This is a genomic window from Pseudomonas sp. DWP3-1-3b3, from assembly GCF_049896305.1.
Classification (GTDB): domain Bacteria; phylum Pseudomonadota; class Gammaproteobacteria; order Pseudomonadales; family Pseudomonadaceae; genus Aquipseudomonas; species Aquipseudomonas azotoformans_A.
Genome location: NZ_JAFCUA010000004.1, coordinates 327788 through 352156 on the forward strand (window position 1 = coordinate 327788; position 24369 = coordinate 352156).

Consider the following 24369-nt stretch of genomic DNA (forward strand, 5'->3'; position numbering starts at 1 on the left):
GCCAGCTCCCACAGGGGAATGCATTCCAAATGTGGGAGCCGGCTTGCCTGCGATAGCGGTCTTCAGGCTGGCTGCAAATCTGCGGCCAACCGCCGATTCAACTGATGCCGCCACCGCACATACAACAACGCCGTACAAAACACCGCCAGACTCGCCAACATCTCCAGCATCCCGAACCACTGCCGGTTCGGGTCATACGCCGCCAGCGCGCCCTTGATGAAATACAGGTTCACCACAAAGCACATCCACGAATGCCCGCGCGCGCTGCCCAGCAGCATGCCCGGCGTCAGCACCAGCAGCGGCACCAGCTCGATCAGCAGGATCACCCACGGCCGCGCGCCATGCAGGTCGGCGACGAACAGGTAGTAAACGCAGAGCAAACCCACCAGGCCAAAAAACGCCAGCAGGCTCAGCACGCGTGCCAGCTTGACCCGTGGCTCCAGCCACGCCTGGGGTGGCAGGACCTTAGGCTTTCTGGCCACTGCCGCTCTCCAGCAAGGTCGCGGTCGTTGCCAGGCGCAGTCCAAGGGCGCGGCACAGGGCGATTTCATGTTGATCGAGCATGCGCTTGCCGTCGGGGCCGGCGTGATGGCTGGCGCCGTACGGCGTGCCACCGCCCTGGGTGTCGAGCAGGGCCTGTTCGCTGTAGGGCAGGCCCGTGATCAGCATGCCGTGGTGCAGCAGCGGCAGCAGCATCGACATCAGTGTGGTTTCCTGGCCGCCGTGCAGGCTGGCGGTAGACGTGAACACTCCGGCCGGCTTGCCGACGAGGGCGCCGGTAAGCCATAGGTTGCTGGTGCCGTCGATAAAATACTTGAGCGGCGCTGCCATGTTGCCGAAACGGGTCGGGCTGCCGAGGGCCAGGCCGGAGCAGTGCTTCAGGTCATCCAGGCTGGCATACAGTGCGCCTTCCTCCGGAATGCTCGGTGCCACGGCTTCGCACTCGGTGGAGATCGCCGGCACGGTGCGCAGTCGCGCTTCCATGCCGCCTTGCTCGATGCCCCGGGCGATCTGCCGGGCCATTTCGCTCACCGAGCCATTGCGGCTGTAATACAGCACCAGCACATAGGGCGACGTCACGGCAGGATCTCCAGCACATTTTCCGGCGGACGGCCAATGATGGCTTTGTCGGCGGTTTCCAGGATCGGGCGTTCCATCAGCTTTGGATGTTCGGTGATGGCCGCAATCAACTGGGCTTCGCTGAGGCTGGCGTCGGCCAGGTTAAGCGCCTTGTATTCATCTTCGCCGGTGCGCAGCAGTTGGCGGGCACTGATCCCCAGCTTGCCCAGCAATGCCTTTAATTGCGCGGCGTCCAGCGGGGTTTCCAGGTAGCGCACCACGTTGGGGGTAAGGCCGCGGGCTTCCAGCAGTTCCAGCGCACCGCGGGATTTCGAGCAGCGCGGGTTGTGATAAAGCGTCAGATCGGTCATGTGCGGGTCGCATCTTGCGTAAGGTGGCGGGTATTCTACCCGCGCAGCGACCTGTCCTTAAACCGTAAGAGGCGATAGGTCGCAGCCAACGTTCATTTTTGCGAAGGATTACCCCATGACAAGGCGACTGATCGGTGCATTGGCGATCATCACAACCCTGCTGCTCAGCGGCTGCGGTAACGATTACGGCGTTGACCAATATGGCAAGAAGGTGGCTGCCGAACGCTTGGACAAGCAGTGGCTGGTGGTCAACTACTGGGCCGAATGGTGTGGCCCGTGCCGCACGGAAATCCCTGAACTCAATGCCTTGGCCGACCAACTGAAGGCGCAGAACGTGGGTGTGTTCGGGGTCAACTTCGACAATGTGCAGGGCGAAGAGCTGAAAGCCGCCAGTGACAAGTTGGGCATCAAGTTCACGGTGCTGGCGCAGAATCCCGAAGAGATTTTCGATATCCCGCGCAGCGAAGCCTTGCCGGTGACCTACATCATCGATGACAAGGGCAAGGTACGTGAGACGTTGATGGGCGAGCAGACGGCGGAAGGGGTGCTGGCCAAACTCAAGGCGTTGCGCGGATAACAAAATGGGAGGGGTTTTGCCCCTCCCATCGATCAGCCTTCTTCAAGCCACAGCCGAATCGGCTTGCCCTCGGCCGGCCAGAAACGCGTCTGCTCGATCGGCGAGATGTCCCAACGTTGCACACCTTGCAGGGCCTGGAAGAAGCGGTGTTCCTGCTCCATCAAGGCCTCGGCGCAGAGTTTGCGGGTGCTGCCGATCTGGCCGAAGCTGAGCTTTTCGCCGTCGACGGTGTAGGGCGCGAACCAGTGGTTGCAGCCGCCGTTGCCGTAGGCACGGCCATCGGCGCCGAGGGTGACGGTCAGGTGCGCGTAGTCCATCAGCGGCCGTTCACCAATCCATTCCACCACATAGCTGTGATCCTGCTTGAGCTTGACCACATCCCCGGCGCAGCCCGTCAGGGCCGCTCCGACGGCGGCGAGCAGAAGCAGGCCTTTCATTGCGCGGCCTTTTGGCATTTAGGGCAGCGGTGCTTGTCGCCCTCGCTGGCCCAGCCCAATTCGGCAATGCGCGCGTTGGCGGCCGGTTGCAGCGGTTCTTTGGTCAGCTTGGTTTCCACCGCGAATTCAAACTCCAACACGGCCTCGCAGCTGTCGCAGTTGACCTTCCAGGTGTGAATCTCCAACTCGCCGAACTTCGGCCCTTGGGCCATGGCGACCCATTGGCCCGCCGGGCGGATGGAGTAGCGCGCATCACCTTCGACGGTGAGGCGCATCGACAGGGTTTTACTGCCGCGCAGGGAGACGATCAAAATGTCGCCATGCTTGATCGAGCCACCGTTGCCGGTGACTTGGTAACGGCCCGGCACCAGGGCGCGGCATTCGATCAGGGTGTGTTGCGGGCTCAGCAAACTGAAGCGGAAATCGTGTTCGGCCATGGATCCTCCAAATAGGCGCGGCATCCTATCACGGGTGCTGGCTCATCATGAGCCTGGTATGTGACCGCTGATCATCCCTCGACAAGGTTCTGCGCATGCCCATCGGCCCACGCGGCAATGTTGGCCAGGGTGGTGCCGGCAATCGCGGCCAGGGCTTCGCGGGTCAGGAACGCCTGGTGGGCGGTGATAATCACGTTGGGGAAGGTCAGCAGGCGCGCGAGGACGTCGTCCTGCAGGGGCAGGTCGGAGCGGTCCTCGAAAAACAGCTGGGCTTCTTCTTCATACACATCCAGGCCCAGATAGCCGAGCTGGCCGTCCTTGAGCGCCTCGATCAGCGCCGGGGTGTCGACCAGACCGCCGCGACCGGTATTGATCAGCATCGCGCCTGGCTGCATCTGTGCCAGGGAGCGGGCGTTGATCAAGTGCTTGCTGTCGGCAGTCAGCGGGCAATGCAGGCTGATGATCTGCGCCTGGGCCAGCAGTTCGGGCAGGCTCACGTAGCGCGCGCCCAGGGCCTGCACTTGCGGGTTGGGGAAGGGGTCGTAGGCAAGTAACTGGCAACCGAAGCCTGCCATGATTTTGGCAAAAGTGGCTCCGATCTGTCCGGTGCCGACCACGCCGACAGTCTTGCCTACCAGATCGAAGCCGGTGAGGCCGTGCAGACTGAAATCGCCATCGCGGGTGCGGTTATAGGCGCGGTGCAGGCGACGGTTGAGGGCGAGGATCAGCGCGACCGCATGCTCGGCCACCGCATGGGGCGAATAGGCCGGCACGCGCACGATGGTCAGGCCCAGGCGCTTGGCGGCGGCCAGGTCCACATGGTTGTAGCCCGCCGAGCGCAGCGCGATCAACCGCGTGCCGCCCTTGGCCAGGTGCTCCAGGACCGGGGCGCTGAGGTCGTCGTTGATAAAGGCGCAGACCACTTCGTGATGCTCGGCAAGGGCCACGGTGTCGAGGTTGAGGCGGGCGGGCTGGAACTGCAGTTCCAGGCCATCCGGCAAGGGTTCACCGAGAAAACTGTCGCGGTCGTAGGTCTGGCTGCTGAAAAGAATGACGCGCATGGAAATGCTCCCTGCAATTACAAATGAATGAACAGGCTGTTTGTGGTGAGCGGGCTTGCCCCGCGCGAGGCAAGCTCGCTCACCACAAAAGCCTGTTCCTTTACAAAGTCAGGCGTTGACCCGCGCTTCACTGCCGAGTCGGGCAATGGCCATGTCCAGTTCGTCCAGGGCATGCTGGGCCTTGGCGTCGTCTTGCTTGAGCAAGGTTTCGGCGCGGTGGCAGGCAGCCCGCAGTTGCGGTACGCCGCAATAACGGGTGGCGCCATGCAGGCGGTGCACGCGTTCGATCAGGGCGTTGTTGTCGTTGGCGTCACGGGCAAGGGTGATAGCCAGGCGGTCGGCCTCCAGGGAGGCGAGCAACATGGCAAGCATGTCCGCCGCGAGATCTGCCTTGCCGGCGGCCAGGCGCAGGCCTTCTTCATGGTCCAGCACGGGCAGTTGTATGCCAGGGCCGAGGCCGTCCGTTGCGCGTTCCGGGCCTTGATTGCGCAGGGCCAGGCCGGTCCACTTCAACACCACCTGGGCCAGTTGCCGCTCGCTGATGGGTTTGGTCAGGTAATCGTCCATGCCGCTTTGCAGCAAGGCGCGTTTTTCGTTGGCCATGGCGTGGGCAGTGAGGGCGACCACCGGTAATGGCGTGCCGCTGCGCTCGCTTTCCCACTGGCGGATCGCCTCGGTGCTCTGGCGGCCGTCCATGCCGGGCATTTGCACGTCCATCAGCACTAGGTCGAAGGTGTCCTGTTTCACCGCATCGATGGCGGCATACCCGCTTTCCACGGCGCGCACCCGTGCGCCCATGTCCTCCAGCAGCGTCTGCACCAAGAGCAGGTTTGCCGGGTTGTCGTCCACGCACAACACGCGCGGCGCACGGCTGGACAACGGCTCGCCCGGTTCGCTGCGTGACGGTCGCGGGCTGATCAGGTCGGACAGCGCGCGACGCAGCTTGCGCGTGCACGCCGGCTTGGCCTGCAACTGGCTGTTGGGGTTGGGTACGGACTGGTTGAACAGCATCTGCTCGGTGGTCGGGCACAGCACCAGCACTTTGCAGCCCAGGTGTTCGAGGTCCCACAGGTGCTGGTTGAGGCGCTCGGGCGGGATGTCGTTGGCGGTGACGCCGAGTACCGCAAGGTCGATGGCCTGCTCGGTCTGGTGGGCGCTGGTGATGCCGTTGGTCAGGCTTTCCAGGCTGTTGAACGGTGTGACCTCCAGGCCACAGTCTTCCAATTGATGTTGCAGCGCCTGGCGTGCCAGTTCGTGGTTTTCCAGCACCGCGACGCGATGACCCAGCAGCGGCGCGGAAGGCAAGTCTTCGACATCATCGCGGGTCTTGGGCAGGTTCAGGCTGATCCAGAATTCCGAGCCTTCGCCCGGCGTGCTGTCGACGCCGATTTCACCGCCCATCTGCTCGATCAGGCGTTTGGAAATCACCAGGCCCAACCCCGTGCCGCCCGGTTGGCGCGACAGCGAGTTGTCGGCCTGGCTGAAGGCCTGGAACAACGCGCGCACGTCCTGGCTGGACAGGCCGATGCCGGTGTCCTGCACACTGATGCGCAATTGCACGCTGTCTTCTTGCTCGTCCTCGATCATCGCGCGGGCGACGATAGTGCCTTCACGGGTGAACTTGATCGCGTTGCTGATCAAGTTGGTGAGGATCTGTTTGAGGCGCAGCGGGTCGCCCACCAGCGCCAACGGCGTGTCGCGGTACACCAGGCTCACCAGTTCCAGCTGCTTGGCATGGGCGGCGGGGGCGAGGATGGTCAGGGTGTCTTGCAGCAAGTCGCGCAGGTTGAACGGGATGCTGTCGAGCACCAGCTTGCCGGCCTCGATTTTCGAGAAGTCGAGGATTTCGTTGATGATGCCCAGCAGGTTGTCGGCGGATTTTTCGATGGTGCCCAGGTAGTCGAGTTGGCGCGGGGTCAGTTCGCTTTTTTGCAATAAGTGGGTGAAGCCGAGAATGCCGTTGAGCGGCGTGCGGATCTCGTGGCTCATGTTGGCCAGGAACTCCGACTTGATGCGGCTGGCCTCCAGAGCCTCCTTGCGCGCCAGGTCCAGTTCGATGTTCTGGATCTCGATGGTTTCCAGGTTCTGGCGCACGTCTTCAGTGGCCTGGTCGATGCTGTGTTGCAGTTCTTCCTGGGCGTTCTGCAAGGTCTCGGCCATGCGGTTGATGCCCGAGGCAAGCTGGTCCAGTTCCTGGCTGCCCAAGGGAGGCAAGCGGGTTTCCAGGTTGCCGTCCTTGAGTTGGGCCACGGCTTGCTTGATCTGGCCAATGGGCGAGTTGATCGTGCGGCTGATGCGCAGGGCCAGCGCCGCAGTGCAGATCAGGCCGATGGCGATCAGTAACAGGCTGGCGAACAGGCTGCGGTAGCCACGCAGCAACATGCCGTTGTGGGACAGTTCCACCTCGACCCAGCCCAGCAGGCGGTCGGCTTCATCCGGGATCAGGTCGCCCGCGAGGTTGCGATGGCGGCCAAACACCGGCAGCAAATAGCGGGTGGCATCATTGCCGGTGCGCTGCAATAAATGGGAACTGTTGCCGACCGGTGGCTGGTTGAGCATGGTCGGGCCAGCGTGGGCGAGGGGCGCGCGGTCTGGGCTGAGAAAGGACACGGCACGCACGTCCGGCTGTTCCAGGGATTGGGTGGCGATGCGCTCGAGCAAATCAGTGTTGCGCGCACTGAGGGCGGGCGCGACCAGGGGCGCCAGCTGTTCGGCGATCATTTCGCCGCGTTGCAGCAATTGGGTCTGCAGTTCCGAGAGCTGCATCCAGGTGAAATAGCCGCCCAGCAACGAGGCCATCAGGCTGGTCGGTAATAAGGTCAGCAACAGTACGCGGCCTTTGATCCCCATTCTTGTCAGCACGCCACTCTCCTGCTACCACATTGATATCTACGGAATTGCGCGGGCATCCGGCCCGCGCCACCTGCGCAGTGTAGCCATTTGCGCGGCGAGGAATCTTGCAAATTAATGACATACGGCAATCTTGAAGGCATTTGGCGGCCAGTGGCGATTGCCTGCGGCGGGGTTATCTTGAATAATCAGTCATTGAGAATGACTTGCAGATACTAATGAATCCCGTAGCAATTGGCCTGCCCAGTATCCTGACCATCGAAGATGACCCCGTGCTGGGCGCCTATGTCCATGAGCACCTGGGGCGCTGTGGTTTCCACGTCACCTGGTGCCAGAACGGCCAGCAAGGCCTGCAGATGGCGCGCGATCAGGTATTCGACGTGGTGTTGATGGATATTTTGTTGCCGGGGCTGGATGGGTTGTCGATCCTCACCCATCTGCGCCAGAGCCATTCGATCCCGGTGATCCTGATGTCGGCACTCGGTGCCGAGGCTGATCGCATCAGCGGTTTTCGCCTGGGTGCCGATGACTACCTGCCCAAGCCGTTCAGCATGATCGAGTTGCGCGTGCGCATCGAAGCCATCCTGCGCCGTGTCGCCTTGGACCGACGCCCATTGCCGAGCCTGGCGCCCGCGCGTGACGACGCTCGCACCCTGCGTTTCGACGATGAGCTGTGCGATGTCTTCCACCTGGAACACTGGGCTGGCCTGACCCGCAGTGAGTATCGCCTGCTGGAAACCCTGCATCGCAACGCGGAAGAAGTCCTCAGCAAACCCTTCCTTTACCAGCATGTGCTGCAACGCGGTTACGCGCCCCATGACCGCAGCCTGGACATGCATATCAGCCAGATCCGCCGCAAGCTCAAGGCCATCGGCTACACCGAGCGCGAAGTGCGCACGGTGTGGGGCAAGGGCTATGTGTTGAGCGGTGCCGATGACAGCCTTTAAACGGCCTTTTAAACGCCTGCCGGGCAAGCACTCGTTATTCTGGAAGCTGGCCTGCCTGCTGATCGCCTTCTGTTTGCTGATGATCTGGCTCAGTTGGTCGTGGGGTCGGTACATGGAGCAGCAGAACGCCTACCTGTCCGATGAAGCGCGGATCACCTTGAGTGGCTACGCGGTACGTGCGGAACAGGCCTGGAACCGAGGCGGCAATGCGGGCGTCGATGCGTGGCTGCAGGAGATGGGCAAGCGCGAAAGTACCTGGATCGGTGTGATCGGCAATGACTTGCAATCGCTGAGCAGCTACCCGCTGACCGATAAGGAAAGCCAGCGCCTGACCTTTCTGCGTGGCCTGGACTGGCCGGTGAGCCGGCATACCAAAGGCCTGCCGTGGCTGAAAATCCCGTTTCCCGCCGACCCCAGCGCGGGTTCGCTGGTGATCGAATTGCCACAGCGTTTCATGCCGGGACGCTATCAACTGTTCTGGCGGGTAGTGACCAATGGTGTGATTCCCGGTCTGTTTACGCTGTTGCTGTGCGTCGGTCTGTATCGGCTGCTGATCATGCCCCTCAATCAATTGCGTGAGCAGGCCAACGCCTGGCGGGCCGACCAGTTGAATACGCGGCTGTCCCACGACGCCACCAGTCGTCAGGATGAGTTGGGCGAGCTGGGCCGCGCGTTCGACCATATGTCCGAGCGTTTGCAGGGCACCGTGGTGTTGCAGCAGCAACTGCTGCGAGACATGTCCCATGAACTGCGCACACCGCTGAGCCGCCTGCGGGTGGCCTGTGACAGTGAGCAGGACCTGACGCAGCTGCGCGAGCGGCTCGGCCGTGAGATCGACGCCATGCAGCGCCTGGTGGAAGACAGCCTGCAACTGGCCTGGCTGGACACCGAGCGGGCGCCGCTGCCCCAGGAAGATATCCAGCTTCAAGCGCTGTGGGACATGTTGCGCGAAAACGCATGTTTCGAGAGCGATTGGCCGGCACCGCGCCTGCCGTGCCTGCTCGGCCCGGAGTGCTGGGTGCGTGGCAACCTGAATGCGTTGGCCCAGGCCCTGGAGAACATCCTGCGCAATGCCATTCGCCATTCACCCGTGGGCGGCGTGGTCAGCCTGGATGGGCGTCGCGAAGGTGACTATTGGCATGTGTGGCTGGAGGATCAGGGCGGCGGGATTGATGACGGGGACCTGGAACGGATCTTCGCACCCTTCACGCGCCTGGACGGATCACGCCCCGGCGATGGTGGCTTCGGCCTGGGCTTGAGCATCGCGCGCAATGCCGTGCAGCGCCAGGACGGCAGCTTGTGGGCGGAAAACACCGGAAAAGGGCTGCGCGTGCATCTGCGCCTGCGGGCTTGCTAGGCGCGACGCTGTTTGCGTTTTTTCCATTGGTGGGCCACCCACCAGCGCCAATAGCCCATGGTCAGGCAATACGCGATCGCGCCCAACACCAGCCCCAGCACCACTGAACCCAGCAGGAATGGCTGCCATAACGTACTCAATTGGCCGCTGATCCATTCCCAGGTCAGGTCATCCGGCAGGCTGCGCGGCGGCACATTCATCAGCCAGGCGCCGGTCATGTAGGTGCAGATAAACACCACCGGCATGGTGATCGGGTTGGTCAGCCACACCAGGCTGACCGCGATGGGCATATTGCCGCGCACGGTGACTGCCAGCACGGCAGCCAGCAGCATCTGCAACGGAATCGGGATAAACGCCGCGAACAAACCCACGGCCATTGCGCGTGCGACCGAGTGCCGGTTCAGGTGCCAGAGGTTCGGGTCATGCAGCAACGTGCCGAGAAACTGTAATGACTTGTGTTCCCTGATACTGCTGGGGTCAGGCATGTATCGTTTGAATAAGCGCCGGGGCATAAGGGGTCCAGGTCAGTTCGAGGGGCAAGTATGCCCGCATTCTATAAACAGAAAATTCAGACTTTGTGACAAAACATCATAGGCCGTGCTGGGCATCCGGCTAAGACTGAGTGGATCACTGGAAAAGGATGATCCATGAGGACAGGGATGTGCGCGTTTGCACTGGGGTTGCTGGCCTTGCGCTTTTTACCGGCATTGCCGACGACCGGTTGGCTGATTGCCTTGCTGGTGCTGGCCTTGATGTTGTTGCCGTTTCGCACGTATCCCTTGGCGTTTTTCCTGTTCGGGCTGAGTTGGGCGTGCATGAGTGCGCAGTGGGCGCTGGATGACCGCCTCAGGCCGGCGCTGGATGGTCAGACGCGCTGGGTAGAAGGGCGGGTCATCGGTTTGCCGCAACAGACGGGCGATGGCGTGCGCTTCGTGCTGACCGACAGTCGGTCGCGTAATGCCCGGTTGCCCACGCGTATCCGGGTGTCCTGGCGCGGTGGACCGGCTGTGCGCAGCGGTGAACGCTGGCGCCTGGCAATCACCCTGAAGCGGCCGGCCGGGTTGCTGAACTTCCATGGGTTTGATCAGGAGGCTTGGCTGCTGGCCCAGCGGATTGGCGCCACGGGCACGGTAAAGGACGGAGAACGCCTGGCACCGGCTGCCAACGCCTGGCGCGACGGTGTGCGCCAGCGCCTGATGATGGTGGATGCCCAAGGCCGGGAAGCAGGCCTGATCGCCCTGGTCTTGGGCGATGGCTCTGGATTGACCGCCGCTGATTGGCAGGTGCTGCAAGATACCGGGACCGTGCATTTGCTGGTCATCTCCGGCCAGCACATCGGTTTGCTCGCGGGCTTGATCTACGGCTTGATCGCCGGCCTGGCGCGCTATGGATGCTGGTCTCGAACCTGGCCGTGGTTGCCATGGGCCTGTGCGCTGGCGTTCGCCACGGCGTTGGGCTACGGCTTGCTGGCCGGGTTTGGCGTGCCGGTGCAGCGCGCCTGTGTGATGGTCGGGTTGGTGTTGTTTTGGCGATTGCGCTTTCGTCATCTGGGGCTGTGGTGGCCTTTGTTGCTGGCACTCAATGGGGTGTTGGTGCTGGAGCCGTTGGCCAGTTTGCAGCCGGGGTTCTGGCTGTCCTTTGCGGCGGTGGCGGTGCTGATCCTGGCGTTTGGTGGCCGTCTGGGGCCGTGGAGCCTGTGGCAGGCATGGACCCGGCCGCAGTGGTTGATTGCGATCGGATTGTTTCCGGTCCTGTTGGTGTTGGGGTTGCCCATCAGCCTGAGTGCGCCGTTCGCTAACCTGGTGGCGGTGCCATGGATCAGCTTGGTGGTGTTGCCGCTGGCATTGTTGGGTACCGCATTGCTGTGGCTGCCGTTGGTGGGTGAAGGATTGCTGTGGTTGGCGGGTGGCGCACTGGATGGCTTGTTCAAGGGCTTGGCGTGGCTCGCCGGGCAAATGCCCGCCTGGATTCCGGCCGAAGTGCCGTTGGGCTATTGGCTGGTGAGTCTGCTGGGGACCGTGCTGCTCCTGCTGCCAAAGGGTGTTCCATTTCGTCTGCTCGGATTGCCGATGCTACTGTTGGCGGTGTTTCCCCCGCGAGAATTGATCCCTCATGGACAAGTAGAGGTCGTGCAACTGGACGTCGGCCAGGGCCAATCGCTGATTCTGCGCACCCGTCATCACGCGTTGCTCTACGACGCCGGTCCGCGCTCCGGAAGCTTTGATCTGGGCGCACGCGTTGTCCTGCCGTCGCTGCGAAAACTCGGGGTAGGGGAGTTGGACATGCTGCTGCTCAGTCACGCCGATGCCGATCATGCGGGGGGTGCGGCAGCCGTTGCCAAGGGCATGCCGATCAAGCGCGTGGTGGGCGGGGAAACTGAAGGCTTGCCGTCATCGCTCGGCACCCAACCTTGTGTCAGCGGCGAGCGATGGACCTGGGACGGTGTGAGCTTCGAACTCTGGCAGTGGCCGGACGCTATCAGTGGCAACGCGAAGTCCTGCGTCTTGCAGGTGCAGGCCAATGGCGAGCGCCTGCTGCTGACCGGTGATATTGACCGCGCCGCCGAACACGCCTTGCTCGCGTCACCCCTGGCGGTGCGCACTGATTGGCTGCAAGCGCCGCACCACGGCAGTCGCAGTTCTTCGTCCTGGCCCTTTGTGGAACGGCTTGCTCCGCGATCCGTGCTGATCTCGCGAGGGCGCCACAACGCGTTCGGCCATCCCCATCCACAGGTGATGGAACGCTACCGGCGGTTGGGCAGCCAGGTGTATGACAGTGCCGAGCAGGGCGCCGTGCGTCTGCAGTTGGGGGCTTTTACGCCGCCGGTTGTTGCGCGCAGTCAACGCCGGTTCTGGCGCGAGCGGTTACCTTAGGCGCGGCCGATGGGGTCTGTGGTCAACGCACCTATATGGTAAAGTGGCGCACTTTTTCGAGGGGACATTCACTGTGTGGGAATTGGTCAAATCCGGCGGCTGGATGATGTTGCCGATCATCATGAGCTCTATCGCCGCACTCGGCATCGTCGCCGAACGCCTGTGGACCCTGCGCGCCAGCCGCGTGACCCCCGAGCATTTACTGGGGCAGGTCTGGGCCTGGATCAAGAACAAGCAGCTCGACAAGGAAAAGCTCAAGGAACTGCGCGCCAATTCCCCGCTGGGTGAAATCCTCGCCGCCGGCCTGGCCAACTCCAAGCATGGTCGCGAGATCATGAAAGAGTGCATCGAGGAAGCCGCCGCCCGCGTCATCCATGAACTGGAACGCTACATCAACGCCCTCGGCACCATTGCCGCCATGGCGCCGTTGCTCGGCTTGCTCGGCACGGTGCTGGGCATGATCGATATCTTCAGCTCGTTCATGGGCTCCGGCATGACCACCAACGCAGCCGTACTGGCCGGTGGTATTTCCAAGGCGCTGATCACCACGGCCGCAGGCCTGATGGTCGGTATCCCTTCAGTGTTCTTCCACCGTTTCCTGCAACGCCGCATCGATGAACTGGTGGTCGGCATGGAGCAGGAAGCCATCAAGCTGGTAGAAGTGGTGCAGGGCGACCGTGACGTGGACCTGGTTGGGGGCAAAGCGTGAAATTTCGCCGCAAGCAACGGGAAAACGTCGATATCAACCTCGCGTCGCTGATCGACGTGGTGTTTATCCTGCTGCTGTTTTTTGTCGTCACCACCACCTTCACCCGGCAGACCGAGCTGCGCGTCGACCTGCCGGAAGCCGTGAGCGGTTCGCCGGCCGAAGACCAGCAAGTCAAGCAACTGGACATCGCCATCAGCGCCGACGGGGTGTTTTCGGTGAATAACCAGTTGCTCGAGAAAAACGACCTGGCCAGCCTGATGGACGCCTTGCAGAAAGAGTCCGGCGGCGACACTAAGCTGCCGCTGTCCATCAGTGCCGATGGCAAGACCCAGCACCAGGCCGTGATCACCGCAATGGATGCTGCCGGCAAGCTCGGTTTCAGCCATTTGCGCATGACCACCGTCGAGGCGGCGGGCCAACCCTGATGGCCCTGTCCGATCGTTTGCTCAAGGCCTGGTACGAGGGCCATCCGGCACTTGCGCTGCTGCGGCCGTTGGAGTCCTTGTATCGCCGGGTGGTGCAGGGCAAGCGTGCACGCTTCCTGGCCGGTGAGGGCGAGATCTACCAATCGCCGGTGCCGGTGGTGGTGGTCGGTAATATCACCGTGGGTGGCACCGGTAAGACACCGTTGATCCTGTGGCTGATCGAACACTGCCGACGCAGCGGCTTGCGCGTGGGTGTGGTCAGCCGGGGGTATGGCGCCAAGCCGCCGCAGTTGCCCTGGCGGGTCGAAGCCAGCCACAGCGCCGACGTGGCGGGTGATGAACCGCTGTTGATCGTGCAGCGCAGCGGCGTGCCGTTGATGATCGACCCCGACCGCAGCCGTGCGGTCAAGGCGCTGCTGGCCAGCGAAACCCTCGACCTGATCCTCTCCGACGACGGCCTGCAGCACTACCGCCTGGCCCGTGACCTTGAACTGGTGCTGATCGACGCCGCCCGTGGCCTGGGCAACCGCCGTTGCCTGCCGGCCGGGCCGTTGCGTGAGCCGGTGGAGCGCCTCCAGAGCGTCGACGCGTTGCTGTACAACGGTGCCACCAGTGATCGAGACGATGGTTTTGCCTTTCGCCTGCAACCCACCGCGCTGGTCAACCTGCTGACCGGCGAACGGCAGCCGGTGGATCATTTTCCAGCCGGCCAGCAGGTGCATGCGGTCGCCGGTATCGGCAACCCGCAACGTTTCTTCACTACCCTTGAAACGCTACACTGGCAGCCAATACCCCATGGCTTTGCCGACCACGCGACTTACAGCGCCGAGGTCCTGAATTTTACGCCGTCATTGCCGCTGGTCATGACCGAGAAGGACGCGGTGAAGTGCCGCGCCTTTGCCCAGCCCGACTGGTGGTACCTTGCGGTGGATGCGCTGCCGTCGCCGGCGTTCGTCGCCTGGTTCGACACGCAGCTGATGCGTCTGCTGCCTGCCCGCCTTTTGCCTTAAACCGCTGCTTTCCAGGAAACATTCATGGACACCAAATTGCTCGACATCCTCGCTTGCCCGATCTGCAAAGGCCCGCTCAAGCTCAGCGCCGACAAAACCGAGCTGATCAGCAAAGGCGCTGGCCTGGCTTACCCGATCCGTGATGGCATCCCGGTGATGCTGGAAAGCGAAGCCCGCACCCTGACCACCGATGAGCGCCTGGATAAATGACCACCGCCTTTACCGTTGTCATTCCTTCCCGCTACGCCTCGACCCGCCTGCCGGGCAAGCCGCTGCAACTGATCGGCAGCAAGCCGATGATCCAGTTGGTGTGGGAACAGGCCTGCAAAAGCAGCGCCGAGCGCGTGGTTGTGGCCACTGACGACCCGCGCATCATCGAGGCCTGCAAGGGCTTCGGCGCCGAGGCGGTGCTGACCCGCGAAGACCACAATTCCGGCACCGATCGCCTGGCCGAAGTGGCCACCCAGCTTGGCCTGGCGCCAGACGCCATCGTGGTCAACGTGCAGGGCGACGAACCCCTGATCCCACCGAGTGTGATCGACCAGGTGGCCGCCAACCTCGCCGCCCATGGCGAAGCGCGCATGGCGACTTTGGCCGAGCCGATCGAAGACATCGAAACCCTGTTCAACCCGAACGTGGTGAAAGTGGTCAGTGACATCAATGGCCTGGCGCTGACGTTCAGTCGTTCGACCTTGCCTTGGGCGCGCGACGCCTTCGCCAAGCAGCCTGACGTGTTGCCGGAAGGCGTGCCTTACCGTCGCCATATCGGCATTTACGCCTATCGCGCCGGTTTCCTGCATGACTTCGTCAGTTGGGGTCCGTGCTGGCTGGAAAACACCGAGTCCCTGGAGCAACTGCGCGCCCTGTGGCACGGCGTGCGCATCCACGTGGGCGATGCGCTGGAAGCGCCGCCCGCCGGTGTCGACACCCCGGAAGACCTTGAGCGCGTCCGTCGCCTGCTGGGGGCCTGATGGAGGTTCTGTTTGTCTGCCTGGGCAACATCTGCCGTTCGCCCACCGCAGAAGGCGTGCTGCGCCATAAATTGCGCGAAGCGGGGCTGGCGGGGCAAGTCGAGGTCGCGTCCGCTGGCACGGGCGAATGGCATGTCGGCAACCCGCCGGACCAACGCAGCCAGCGCGCGGCGTTGGTGCGCGGCTACGATCTGTCGGCCCAGCGTGCCCAGCAGGTTTCTCGCGCCGACTTTGCGCGTTATGACCTGATCCTGGCCATGGATCACAGCAACCTGCGCAACCTCAAGGCCCTGCAACCCGGCCAGGGCAAGGCGGAGCTGGACCTGTTCCTGCGCCGTTACGACGCCGAAGTGGACGAAGTGCCGGACCCGTATTACGAAGGCGAACAAGGCTTTGAACGGGTCCTGGACCTGATCGAGCGCGCCTGTGATTTATTGGTGATCGAATTGAAGGGGCGGTTATGACCTTGCAGGTGCTTGCGCAGGTGTCGCTCAAGCCATTCAACAGCTTTGGCATTGACGTGCGCGCCCAGCTGTTCGCCGAGGCCCACAGTGACGATGATGTCCGTGAGGCCTTGGCCTATTCAGCCACCCACGCGGTGCCGCTGCTGGTGATCGGTGGCGGTAGCAACCTGCTGTTGACCCAGGACATTCCGGCGCTGGTGCTGCGCATGGCCAGCCAGGGCATTCGTGTGTTGCACGACGACGGCACGCAGGTGGTGGTCGAGGCCGAAGCCGGCGAGGCCTGGCACCCGTTCGTGCTGTGGACCCTGGAGCAAGGTTTCTGCGGCCTGGAAAACCTCAGCCTCATCCCCGGCACCGTTGGCGCAGCGCCCATGCAGAACATCGGCGCCTACGGTGTCGAGATCAAGGATGTATTCGCTGGCCTGACCGCCCTGGATCGCCACACAGGCGAACTGCGCGACTTCAGCCTGGAAGAGTGCAACTTTGCCTACCGCGACAGCCTGTTCAAGCATGAGACTGCGCGCTGGCTGATCCTGCGGGTGCGCTTTGCCCTGAGCCGCGCCAGCCATCTCAAACTCGACTACGGCCCGGTGCAGCAGCGCCTGGCGGGGCAGGGGATCACCGAAGCGACACCGAGTGATGTCAGCCGCGCGATCTGCAGCATCCGTCGGGAAAAACTGCCGGACCCGGCAGAGCTGGGCAATGCGGGCAGCTTCTTCAAGAACCCGCTGGTGTCCCAAGTGCTGGCGGCTGAGCTGCAGGCGCTGTATCCGGACCTGGTGGCGTACCCGCAGGCCGATGGGCAGATGAAGCTCGCGGCCGGCTGGCTGATCGACAAGGCCGGCTGGAAGGGCTTCCGTGACGGCGATGCCGGCGTGCACACGTTGCAGGCGTTGGTGCTGGTCAACTACGGCGATGCCACCGGGCACGATATTGCGAACCTGGCCCAGCGTATCCAGCGCGACATAGCAGAACGTTTCAAGGTCGATCTGGAAATGGAGCCCAACCAGTATTAAGTCCCTTGAAACAAAAATGCCCCGCATCTTTCGATGCGGGGCATTTTTTATTGCGCTGGCAATCAGTCGTCGCGGCTCATGATGCCGAAGATCTGCAACAGGCTGATAAACAGGTTGTAGATCGACACATACAGGCTGACGGTCGCCATGATGTAGTTACGCTCACCACCGTGGATGATCGCACTGGTCTGGAACAGGATGCACACCGAGGAAAACAGCACGAAACCTGCGCTGATCGCCAGTTGCAGGCCGCTGATCTGGAAGAACATGCTCGCCACCACGGCCGCCAGCAACACGAAGAAACCAGCGGTGATGAAGCCACCCAGGAAGCTCATGTCCTTGCGGGTGATCAGCACGTAGGCCGACAGACCACCAAACACCAGTGCGGTCATGGCAAACGCCGAGCTGACCACTTCCGCGCCGCCGGCCATGCCGAGGTAACGGTTGAGGATCGGGCCGAGGATAAAGCCCATGAAACCGGTCAAGGCAAATGCCGATACCAGGCCCCAGGCCGAATCACGCAGCTTGTTGGTCAGGAAGAACAGGCCATAGAAGCCGATCAGCACGACAAAGATATTCGGATAGCCGACGCGCATCTGCTGGGCCACGAACGCCATCACGCCGCTGAATGCGAGGGTAAGGGCGAGCAAGCCATAGGTGTTGCGCAACACGCGGCTGACTTCAAGCTGCTCAGCCTGCGCGTTACCATTCACTGCGTAATTCTGTTCGCGCATGGCGACACTCCTTCGGTTTTGAAACGTTCAGTCGCAAAGATCATAACAGACGCTCTGTAACAAGCTATGGCAAGAGTTTGACAGTGTGTTTCATTCGGGTATTATGGCGCCCGCTGAGACGGGATGGGCTACTATAATCCTGTGATGCACAAGGGAAATTGGCAGAGTGGTTGAATGCACCGGTCTTGAAAACCGGCGGACGTTAATAGCGTCTCCAGGGTTCGAATCCCTGGTTTCCCGCCAAGATTCAAACAAAAGCCCCGCACTAGCGGGGCTTTTACGTTTCTGTGGTGCGAGAGATCAAGCGGCTCATTTACTTATCGTTTCCGCATCATTTCAGGCGGTTTCCGCAATTCGATGTCAGCGGGCTGGTTTTACTATCTCCCCGACACGCCTGTAAACCGTCTCAGTGATGCGCTTGTCCGTATGCCCCAGCAGGCGGCTGGCATCCCCTATGTCGAGGATCTCGCTGGCCGCTTTCGGGCGGATGTCACGGAACTGGAACTGACGAATGCTTGCTGCCAGAACCCCGTCACCTGCCTCTCTGGCGATAACAATTGCCTTATCCCGCGCATCGTCAAAGCGTAGCCTTAGCATGTGCTTGGTCACTTGCCTCCCATCCTCAGTGACGATCAGATAAGGGTTTCGAACTCCACGGGTGCGTCTCTGTGCGATCAAGCGCTCAACCAGTGCGCCTAAATCATTCATCGCGCCGGCGGCCGTCAGGCGGATTCGCAGCTTCTTGGACGTCTTGCCCTGAGACACCTGCAGGAACTCGTTAACGGCGTCAGCCTCTCGCATGGACAGCGTGTCCGCCGGGCGCTGTGCGGTCAGGTAGGCCAGGTCCATTGCATCGCGCAGCTCTGAGGCTGCCACGGTATACACGGCGCTCCAGATTTCCTCGCTGGCGTAGAAGTCTCGCGGCGCCTCTTTGTTCTTGCGCACGCCGGCGGCAGGGTTGTTTTCGGTGAGACCCCACTCGCGCGCGATATTGTAAATGTGTGACAGCAGCGAGATTTCCCGGTTTGCACGCACCTTTGCTGTTCGACTGTCTCGATACTGCGCGATGATCTGCGGCGTCACCGCGTCGATGGGCGCATCGCAGAAAGCTTTGCGCAGCTGCTTCAGGCTCAGCAGGTTATCGCTTTGCGTTTTGGGCGCCTTCCCCGGGATGATCTCCCGCTCGTACCGATCAAAGACCTGACCCAGTAGGGCGTTCTTCTTTGGCACTGGCTTGCAGTCGAGCTTTGCCCATTCAGCCTTGGCGATGTCCAAGTCACCCCCGAGCGGGATTTCCACCCGCTTCCCGTCCTCATTCCTCCCGTCGTAGTAATACCCAACCCACTCTTTACCGTCTTTCAGCGTGCGTACACGCCGAATCATTCGTGGCGGCAGGTCCCTGTTTGCCGCCTTTTTCGCTCGCATTTCTTCATCCTACCCGTGATAGGTCCAGCGACCAGGCTTCGGCCGCAACGTTTTCTACTGATGGTTTAACCCCAGCCAGTTTCATGCGGGCGTAGACACGGCCAACCACTGGGCGCCTTGCCCGCGTCAGTACGTATTTCCAGCCGTTCCGGTTAAGCCAGGCGATCTGTCCGGATGGGATCATGTAGCCGGTGATGGCCGCCAGCTCTTCTTCGGCAAGGGTTTCGCTTTGCATTTCCATGTTGTGCACCTCTATGCCTATGGTTTTTCGAAAGACCCAGCCGCGGGCCGTGCCGTCTTTATGATGTGAATGGTTAGGCCGAAGGTGATCAGCATCCAGGCCACAGAATCGGCAAAGGCGTAAAGCAGTGCCTCGGTTGTGCCGGTGCTGAGCAGGTCAGAGCCGATCCAGATAAACCAGGTGTCGGTGCCGAACAGGTACAGGTAAGCGCCCAGCAGGATCAGGGTGAGTTTCGTTGCATACATGGGTTGTCCTTGCCGCGTTGGGCGGCTGACGGGTGGATATTGATAGCGATTGTTATTTGCGAGTATCTTCACGCCGCGTACTCAGCAGGCGAAGCTCTTTACCAGTCCACGGAAGGCGAGGCCGACTTTGCTGGGTGCGCACCTCGTCCGCCGTTTACCGGCAGTCAGTTTTGTCTTTTGGCTTTCAGAAAATGCTTACAGATTTCGATTGGCGTTTCGTTTAGGATCTTTCCGTTCGCCTAGCCAGGATATTTACAGCAGCCTTAACCGGGGGACTTGCTTTCTGGCTTAGGCGAACTCTTGTCGCAGCTAAACGGTGTAGAATCATTCACTGCAACCAGCGAAACGGCCACAACGGCAACCATCCTCGCAACCGCAACTGCATCCGGAGCGATCCAAGGTGCACTAACTTTCCTGCACTACCTCACCTTTTTGGCTGATCGAGTAGTTGACTCGGCGGTCTAGGCGAAAGCTGGTGATCTTCTAGGCATCCTCACAGGTCGCCGGTACCACGCGGAAACCATACTGGACGGTGGGGGCATCCACGAAACGTTGAACAGTTCTCATAGCCTCGTCCTCCTATAGATGAGCGCGTGGGTGAACCAGAGCGTGGTGATCATGACTGCTGCTCCTTTTCGAAGTGAAACACCACCGGTGCACCCGTCTCGGCAATCAGCCCGTAGGACTTGGCCAGGCGGTAGATGGGGTGGTAGCTGTTGAGGGAGTTAAGGTGTCCGGCGATGCGCTCTCGCCAGATCTCTAGCGGCATCGCCGCCTTACTCAAGTTGCACGGCACGCACGCGGGCATCATGTTGTTGATGGCGTGGTTTGCTGGGCGACCCATAACGATGGCACCGGTGTACTGACCGTTCACGCGTTCGGGCTCGCGCCATACTGCCTCCAGGTGGTCGGCGTGCCAGCGGTCACCCAGCGGCACCCCGCAATAGGCGCAGTGGCCGCCATACTTCAGGCGCACTTGTTCGCGCTCAGCTTTCTTCATGCGCATAGGTATCCTTGCCGCTGCAGCGGCTGACTTGAAGGGATGGGGTAAGTAAATATTTCTCGCGCGTTATTCCGTTTGCCCTTAATAAAGGCACATAATTCTCGCGTCAATATCAGGGCTGTATGTATGAGAATCAGGGGAAAAATCTATTGGGATTGGGTTAACTCAACTCTCCACGTTCGCTCTAAAGACGAGCGACTGCCTGACGGCACCTTGCTGAACGTTCTAGTCAGGATGTCATCCGAGGGCGCAGTACAGCTATTCGTTGGTGTATACGGAGTGAAGGGCATGATGCTGTTCGAGGAGTCGTACGATTCACGGCTTGGGGAAACCATGACAAAGGCAGTAGAGTGGGGTCTCGAAAGGGCTCGGCAGCAAGCACCTACCGTCGCAACTGATTCTGTAAAAGTCGCCAAACCCGAAAAGTTACCCCGCGCTGGCTCCCGCCAGTGTAAGTGACCGCTCATCCGCTACCCGGATATCTCAAAGCTCAATTTGGTCATTCAGTGGAGTTAGGACAAAAAAAATCTGTTTTTGACTTACACCGAGGGCCTTGAATATGTGCAGAGAAGAAAATTTTAGATACCAGTCTCACGAGCTGTTGATTGAGTTGGATGCTGCCACCACCGTAATCATGATGCTGGTGACAGCCGGGGAGTTGCATGGGGGGCGGTGGGATGATGCAGTTGCGCGGCATCGTAATGCGGTCGATGCTTGGCAGAGGTTCTTGACGCTAGCTGATGTCCTACCTGCAAATTGAAATGGTTTCCCAGCTTTGAATCTCTCACCTCATACATTCATTTTGTGTGTGGGTATTGTGGCAAATGTGCGTATTTGATGTACTCATAAGTGATAAACACAACGCCTCGTCAAGGAGTGATAGGTGAGCTGGATTGCTGATAGACCGTGGCCTATTCGTCACGAGTACAACGGAAACCTCATTCAGATAGTTTTTCGATATGTGGATGATTCGGATGTACCGACTCATGCTGTCATTATTCCAATGGAGTGCACGGTGCAGGTTTCTATTTACGACATTGTTGAAGGCCCTTGGTCGAGCTACGTCGACGCTGTAGAGGCGGCAACCGCAGCTGCTGAGCGCTGGATAGATATTCAATTGGAATAGTCTGGAATCTTCATTAAAAGAGTCTGTCCAGTACAAAGGGGTGTTCGTTAGGCCGTACTCTGAGCGATGGTTAATACTTATGAAAAATAGGGGTCAAGTTTACTGGGAATGGACGAATCCAGCTTTTCACGTCCGCTCCATTATTGAGCGGATGCCTGATGGCACATCGCTGGATGTCCAAGCTCGTATGTCAGTTTTTTGGGAAACTCAACTCTTTATTGGTATCTACGATATCGAAGGTGAAATGCTTTTCGAGGAGGCATTTGACTGTCGTTCACGCGAGACCATTACTCAGGCGCTTGAGTGGGGGCTGAACAGGGCGCGAGCGCAGTCCCCAACTGGTCGTGAGTTACTAAAAAAAGCAGGCATGGCTGCTACCCTACGCAGGCTGCTTACATAAAAAACGCTGTGTTCGGTACAAGCAATTTTCAAAAAAACACAGTTGTTAGCCCGATGAGGTAAGCAACTCTTGGGCTTTAACGGCCCTCATTCCTAAGCGGTTGGCAATGCTCAGTTCGAGAAAAGAGCCGTCGGAACCAGACCATCCCTCTAGCAGCGCGATCGTGTCACAGGTCATCAAGTCAGAAATGCTGCGCCGCAGGCAATCGCGCCATAGCTCACCGTCTGGGTTGAAATCTGTAGGGTTGACTACTTCGAACCCCAGGCTTCTTAGCTTTGCTGCGACTGAATTGAATAATGGGAAATTTCGGTCAGGTAGCCCACTCATGGGCCCGCTCAGATAGATTCGGTTCACGTAAATCCTTCTCAAGTCATTCCTAGTCGCTGTACTTATAAAAGATAAAGCTTCTATCTTCTCGAAGTTAAGTTAAAGTTTTGTGATAAGTGGATCTCACGATAGCCAGAATCGAAAATTTTGCTAGCCATTGCAGCACCTAAAGAGGGGCGCATTTTCGTGCGCTGCATGACCATGCCAGGGCGGTGGAGTGGGGAGTTCAGAGTTGTTGCAGAAGTCGCCGGCCGATCCAGCGAACCACGGTAACGGCCTTGCTGTTGCCTATTGCCTTGTAGCGAGGGCCGTCCGGGCATTCGCTGGCAGGCTTGCCGCGCCAGGGGATCAGGGTGTAGTCGTCGGCCATCCCCTGTAGGCGTTCGCACTCGACGGGAGTGAGGCGGCGCACTGCTGAGCCGCCTACCAACATGGATGCCTCTGTCATTGGGTTGCTGTTGTTGCGCATGTTCCCGGACCGAAGCGTTGGAGATAGACCGGCAACGATGTTCGGTTCCAAGGCGGAGTTGGTGTTGTCCAACTGCTTTCCGTAGTTGCTGGTCACCGTTTGCGCGACCTCGCGGCAGTACAGATAGTTTTGCTGCTGGGCTCCAGCTTCTGCAGCAAGAGCTCCAACCACCTGGCCATCCCCGCCGATATAACGAACTTCGCTCCGGCTGTTCTGTGTGAACGCTAGCAGCGCATTCTCCTGTCCATTGTTGCGGCCTAACGTATGCGCCTGTTCGATGCTGACGCAGGGGTCTTGCGTACCGTGCACTACCAGATGGCTGTGGCCGTGGTTCGCATCCTGGCCAGAGCAGCCCTGCAGCCGTCCATAGCTCGCGTCGAGGGTTGCAGCCACGCACGGCACATCGTCATAGCTGTAGCCGCCGTTTTTCCGGCTGCCGTCGACGAGTGTCGGCGCGACAAAAAAGGTCTCGCTTTCGATATCGAGCCGGCTGTCCTTGGCGGTGAGCGTTGCTGCGCGCTCGATCGAGCCTCCTAGGCTATGGCCGCCGAATGCCGGTATGCCACCGAAAATATCAACCGCAGGTCCATCATCGCCCTCACAGTTCGGACAGCCGTAATGGCCTAAGGATTCGGCAAAGACTTGTCCGCATCCACACTGGAGCGCAGGGCCGAAAGGAGCTGTTCCGGTAACGTCTTGCCCCTGGCCTCGGCGCGGCGCAGTATCCCAGCGCACGCCTTCTCGCTCAAAAAGTACCTCGGTGGGATCGAACCCGTCTCGAGCACTTGCGACAACGAACACACGACGGCGTCGTTGGGCCAGGCCGAAATATTGGGCGTCCAAGACCCGCCACGCGATTGTTCTTTTGGGTCCATACACACAACCAGCGTCCTGCCATTTTTTCCCTGGAGGCTGCAGCTCGCAGTCTTCCCCAGCAAGCGCACCAAGAAAGCATCCGAAGGCGTTCCCTTTGTCACTGAGGACGCCGGGGACGTTTTCCCAGACGATAACGCTGGCGGGCTTTCGCTGGCCGGCGCGAACATAGTCAACTGCATCTGCAAGCTCCACGTATTTGATGGTGAGGGCGCCACGCGGATCGGTGAGGCCTTCCCGCATGCCGGCGACCGAGAAGGCCTGGCACGGGGTGCCGCCGACCAGCACGTCCGGCGCCGGGATCTTGCCGGCCAGCACCAGGGCGGCAAGCTTGGTCATGTCGCCATGGTTCGGCACGTCAGGGAAGTGGTGCGCGAGGACTGCCGAGGGGAACGGCTCAATCTCGGCGAACCAGGCGGCGCGCATGCCCAGCGGGTGCCAGGCCTGTGTTGCAGCTTCGATGCCGGAGCAGACAGAGCCGTAGGTTATGGTCATGGCTGTTCTCACTGTTTGAGTTGGTTACGCGGCCTGGTCTTGCTGCTTAGTCGGCCACTCCGTAAATCCAATCTTTGGTGCCTTCGTCTTCGGGTTGATGATCGGCTCGCCCTGGGCGTCGACCAGCGTTCGCTTGGCCTTTATCCGCATGTCGCGGCACTCGCCACCCTTGCGCGCCAATTCAATGAAGTGTTCCGCATACTGCGGCGCGTCAAAGAGCGGGCTGAGTTGCTTAACCCTTACCCCCCCCATGGTCTGTTCGGCCTTCTGGGTGACCTTGATCAGCCAGTCATCAACCGAGAGCTCAATCTTGTGGCCGGGTCGCTTTGGGTCGGGGCGGGTGGTTTTGACAGTCTTCCTGGCCTCGGCCATGGCGACATCAAGGGTCATTCCAAACACTGCAAAGGTGCTCATGGTTTATCTCCAAGCGTGCGCCTGCCTCGCCGGCTGGCGTGATTCGTTTAAGT

29 protein-coding genes and 1 tRNA gene are annotated in these 24369 nt (G+C 60.6%); 14 read left to right on the top strand and 16 right to left on the bottom strand.

Going from position 1 to position 24369, the window contains the following annotated elements:
- Positions 1–62: 62 nt before the first annotated feature.
- Genes ACP7BX_RS14730 through arsC form a run of 3 tightly spaced genes read right to left on the bottom strand, consistent with a single transcriptional unit; the run spans position 63 to position 1430 of the window.
- The gene (locus ACP7BX_RS14730) at positions 63–482 is read right to left on the bottom strand and encodes a DUF2069 domain-containing protein (RefSeq protein WP_426160540.1); all 420 of its coding nucleotides are present in this window, start codon (positions 480–482) and stop codon (positions 63–65) included.
- The gene (gene wrbA / locus ACP7BX_RS14735; protein WP_426160539.1) at positions 466–1080 is read right to left on the bottom strand and encodes an NAD(P)H:quinone oxidoreductase; all 615 of its coding nucleotides are present in this window, start codon (positions 1078–1080) and stop codon (positions 466–468) included. The genes ACP7BX_RS14730 and wrbA overlap by 17 nt, the downstream gene beginning before the upstream one ends.
- Positions 1077–1430 (bottom strand): arsenate reductase (glutaredoxin), encoded by a 354-nt coding sequence (gene arsC / locus ACP7BX_RS14740; protein ID WP_314528363.1) that lies wholly within the window; start codon positions 1428–1430, stop codon positions 1077–1079. Before arsC ends, wrbA begins: the two co-directional genes overlap by 4 nt.
- A gap of 115 nt (positions 1431–1545) precedes the next feature.
- On the opposite strand from arsC, the gene ACP7BX_RS14745 reads away from it, so the two are divergent.
- Positions 1546–2007 carry a TlpA disulfide reductase family protein gene (locus ACP7BX_RS14745; RefSeq protein WP_033896806.1) on the top strand — a complete coding sequence of 154 codons (462 nt, stop codon included), beginning with the start codon at positions 1546–1548 and terminating at the stop codon, positions 2005–2007.
- A 32-nt stretch (positions 2008–2039) separates the two neighbouring features.
- Here ACP7BX_RS14745 and ACP7BX_RS14750 read toward each other — a convergent pair whose 3' ends face one another.
- The 4 genes from ACP7BX_RS14750 to ACP7BX_RS14765 form a co-directional block, all read right to left on the bottom strand.
- On the bottom strand, positions 2040–2444 hold the full coding sequence (locus tag ACP7BX_RS14750; protein WP_426160538.1) for an META domain-containing protein: 405 nt from the start codon (positions 2442–2444) through the stop codon (positions 2040–2042).
- On the bottom strand, positions 2441–2881 hold the full coding sequence (locus ACP7BX_RS14755) for a hypothetical protein (protein WP_033896804.1): 441 nt from the start codon (positions 2879–2881) through the stop codon (positions 2441–2443). The genes ACP7BX_RS14750 and ACP7BX_RS14755 overlap by 4 nt, the downstream gene beginning before the upstream one ends.
- Before the next feature lie 71 nt (positions 2882–2952).
- A complete protein-coding gene (locus ACP7BX_RS14760; protein ID WP_426160537.1) occupies positions 2953–3942 on the bottom strand; it encodes a 2-hydroxyacid dehydrogenase in 990 nt (329 codons plus the stop codon).
- A 108-nt stretch (positions 3943–4050) separates the two neighbouring features.
- A complete protein-coding gene (locus ACP7BX_RS14765; RefSeq protein WP_426160536.1) occupies positions 4051–6804 on the bottom strand; it encodes a response regulator in 2754 nt (917 codons plus the stop codon).
- 206 nt (positions 6805–7010) lie between these two features.
- On the opposite strand from ACP7BX_RS14765, the gene ACP7BX_RS14770 reads away from it, so the two are divergent.
- Positions 7011–7739, top strand: coding sequence for a response regulator transcription factor (locus tag ACP7BX_RS14770; RefSeq protein ID WP_178953675.1), 729 nt, complete (start codon positions 7011–7013; stop codon positions 7737–7739).
- Positions 7726–9096, top strand: a complete 1371-nt coding sequence (locus tag ACP7BX_RS14775) for a histidine kinase sensor domain-containing protein (RefSeq protein ID WP_426160535.1) — start codon at positions 7726–7728, stop codon at positions 9094–9096. The genes ACP7BX_RS14770 and ACP7BX_RS14775 overlap by 14 nt, the downstream gene beginning before the upstream one ends.
- Here the strand turns inward: ACP7BX_RS14775 and ACP7BX_RS14780 are convergent.
- Positions 9093–9608, bottom strand: coding sequence for a DUF2062 domain-containing protein (locus ACP7BX_RS14780; RefSeq protein WP_426160534.1), 516 nt, complete (start codon positions 9606–9608; stop codon positions 9093–9095). The two genes, ACP7BX_RS14775 and ACP7BX_RS14780, sit on opposite strands and share 4 nt — an antisense overlap.
- Before the next feature lie 135 nt (positions 9609–9743).
- Here ACP7BX_RS14780 and ACP7BX_RS14785 point away from each other — a divergent pair, with 135 nt between their 5' ends.
- The 8 genes from ACP7BX_RS14785 (at position 9744) to murB (ending at position 16564) form a co-directional block, all read left to right on the top strand.
- A complete protein-coding gene (locus ACP7BX_RS14785) occupies positions 9744–11969 on the top strand; it encodes a DNA internalization-related competence protein ComEC/Rec2 (protein ID WP_426160533.1) in 2226 nt (741 codons plus the stop codon).
- Positions 11970–12042: 73 nt separating this feature from the next.
- Positions 12043–12678, top strand: coding sequence for a MotA/TolQ/ExbB proton channel family protein (locus ACP7BX_RS14790; RefSeq protein ID WP_033896796.1), 636 nt, complete (start codon positions 12043–12045; stop codon positions 12676–12678).
- The gene (locus ACP7BX_RS14795) at positions 12675–13103 is read left to right on the top strand and encodes an ExbD/TolR family protein (RefSeq protein WP_010209650.1); all 429 of its coding nucleotides are present in this window, start codon (positions 12675–12677) and stop codon (positions 13101–13103) included. The genes ACP7BX_RS14790 and ACP7BX_RS14795 overlap by 4 nt, the downstream gene beginning before the upstream one ends.
- Complete coding sequence (lpxK, locus tag ACP7BX_RS14800) at positions 13103–14113, top strand: tetraacyldisaccharide 4'-kinase (protein WP_426160532.1); 1011 nt, start codon at positions 13103–13105, stop codon at positions 14111–14113. Before ACP7BX_RS14795 ends, lpxK begins: the two co-directional genes overlap by 1 nt.
- 24 nt (positions 14114–14137) lie before the next feature.
- Complete coding sequence (locus ACP7BX_RS14805; RefSeq protein WP_003174668.1) at positions 14138–14323, top strand: Trm112 family protein; 186 nt, start codon at positions 14138–14140, stop codon at positions 14321–14323.
- On the top strand, positions 14320–15084 hold the full coding sequence (gene kdsB, locus ACP7BX_RS14810; RefSeq protein ID WP_028616766.1) for a 3-deoxy-manno-octulosonate cytidylyltransferase: 765 nt from the start codon (positions 14320–14322) through the stop codon (positions 15082–15084). The genes ACP7BX_RS14805 and kdsB overlap by 4 nt, the downstream gene beginning before the upstream one ends.
- Positions 15084–15548: a low molecular weight protein-tyrosine-phosphatase gene (locus ACP7BX_RS14815; protein WP_010209653.1), complete on the top strand. Its 465-nt coding sequence runs from the start codon at positions 15084–15086 to the stop codon at positions 15546–15548. The genes kdsB and ACP7BX_RS14815 overlap by 1 nt, the downstream gene beginning before the upstream one ends.
- The gene (murB, locus tag ACP7BX_RS14820) at positions 15545–16564 is read left to right on the top strand and encodes a UDP-N-acetylmuramate dehydrogenase (RefSeq protein WP_426160531.1); all 1020 of its coding nucleotides are present in this window, start codon (positions 15545–15547) and stop codon (positions 16562–16564) included. Before ACP7BX_RS14815 ends, murB begins: the two co-directional genes overlap by 4 nt.
- A 62-nt stretch (positions 16565–16626) precedes the next feature.
- Here murB and ACP7BX_RS14825 read toward each other — a convergent pair whose 3' ends face one another.
- The gene (locus tag ACP7BX_RS14825) at positions 16627–17298 is read right to left on the bottom strand and encodes a Bax inhibitor-1/YccA family protein (RefSeq protein ID WP_025858161.1); all 672 of its coding nucleotides are present in this window, start codon (positions 17296–17298) and stop codon (positions 16627–16629) included.
- A gap of 152 nt (positions 17299–17450) precedes the next feature.
- Between ACP7BX_RS14825 and ACP7BX_RS14830 the strand changes: the two genes are divergently transcribed.
- Positions 17451–17541, top strand: a tRNA-Ser gene (locus tag ACP7BX_RS14830).
- Positions 17542–17658: 117 nt separating this feature from the next.
- Here the strand turns inward: ACP7BX_RS14830 and ACP7BX_RS14835 are convergent.
- The 4 genes from ACP7BX_RS14835 to ACP7BX_RS14850 all read right to left on the bottom strand — a co-directional run bounded on the left by ACP7BX_RS14835 (position 17659) and on the right by ACP7BX_RS14850 (position 20215).
- Positions 17659–18723, bottom strand: coding sequence for a tyrosine-type recombinase/integrase (locus tag ACP7BX_RS14835; RefSeq protein WP_426160530.1), 1065 nt, complete (start codon positions 18721–18723; stop codon positions 17659–17661).
- Positions 18724–18727: 4 nt separating this feature from the next.
- Positions 18728–18964, bottom strand: coding sequence for a DUF4224 domain-containing protein (locus ACP7BX_RS14840; RefSeq protein ID WP_426160529.1), 237 nt, complete (start codon positions 18962–18964; stop codon positions 18728–18730).
- Positions 18965–18981: 17 nt separating this feature from the next.
- Positions 18982–19209, bottom strand: a complete 228-nt coding sequence (locus ACP7BX_RS14845; protein WP_426160544.1) for a hypothetical protein — start codon at positions 19207–19209, stop codon at positions 18982–18984.
- A gap of 616 nt (positions 19210–19825) precedes the next feature.
- A complete protein-coding gene (locus ACP7BX_RS14850; RefSeq protein ID WP_426160528.1) occupies positions 19826–20215 on the bottom strand; it encodes an HNH endonuclease in 390 nt (129 codons plus the stop codon).
- An 880-nt stretch (positions 20216–21095) separates the two neighbouring features.
- Between ACP7BX_RS14850 and ACP7BX_RS14855 the strand changes: the two genes are divergently transcribed.
- Both ACP7BX_RS14855 and ACP7BX_RS14860 read left to right on the top strand, forming a co-directional pair.
- Positions 21096–21338 carry a hypothetical protein gene (locus tag ACP7BX_RS14855; RefSeq protein ID WP_426160527.1) on the top strand — a complete coding sequence of 81 codons (243 nt, stop codon included), beginning with the start codon at positions 21096–21098 and terminating at the stop codon, positions 21336–21338.
- 79 nt (positions 21339–21417) lie between these two features.
- On the top strand, positions 21418–21738 hold the full coding sequence (locus tag ACP7BX_RS14860; RefSeq protein WP_426160526.1) for a hypothetical protein: 321 nt from the start codon (positions 21418–21420) through the stop codon (positions 21736–21738).
- 45 nt (positions 21739–21783) lie between these two features.
- Here ACP7BX_RS14860 and ACP7BX_RS14865 read toward each other — a convergent pair whose 3' ends face one another.
- From ACP7BX_RS14865 to ACP7BX_RS14875, 3 genes are all read right to left on the bottom strand, one after another.
- The gene (locus ACP7BX_RS14865; RefSeq protein ID WP_426160525.1) at positions 21784–22092 is read right to left on the bottom strand and encodes a DUF4406 domain-containing protein; all 309 of its coding nucleotides are present in this window, start codon (positions 22090–22092) and stop codon (positions 21784–21786) included.
- Positions 22093–22291: 199 nt separating this feature from the next.
- Positions 22292–23902: a DNA (cytosine-5-)-methyltransferase gene (dcm, locus tag ACP7BX_RS14870; RefSeq protein ID WP_426160524.1), complete on the bottom strand. Its 1611-nt coding sequence runs from the start codon at positions 23900–23902 to the stop codon at positions 22292–22294.
- Between the two features lie 24 nt (positions 23903–23926).
- Positions 23927–24316, bottom strand: coding sequence for a hypothetical protein (locus tag ACP7BX_RS14875; protein ID WP_426160523.1), 390 nt, complete (start codon positions 24314–24316; stop codon positions 23927–23929).
- Between the last annotated feature and the right edge of the window lie 53 nt (positions 24317–24369).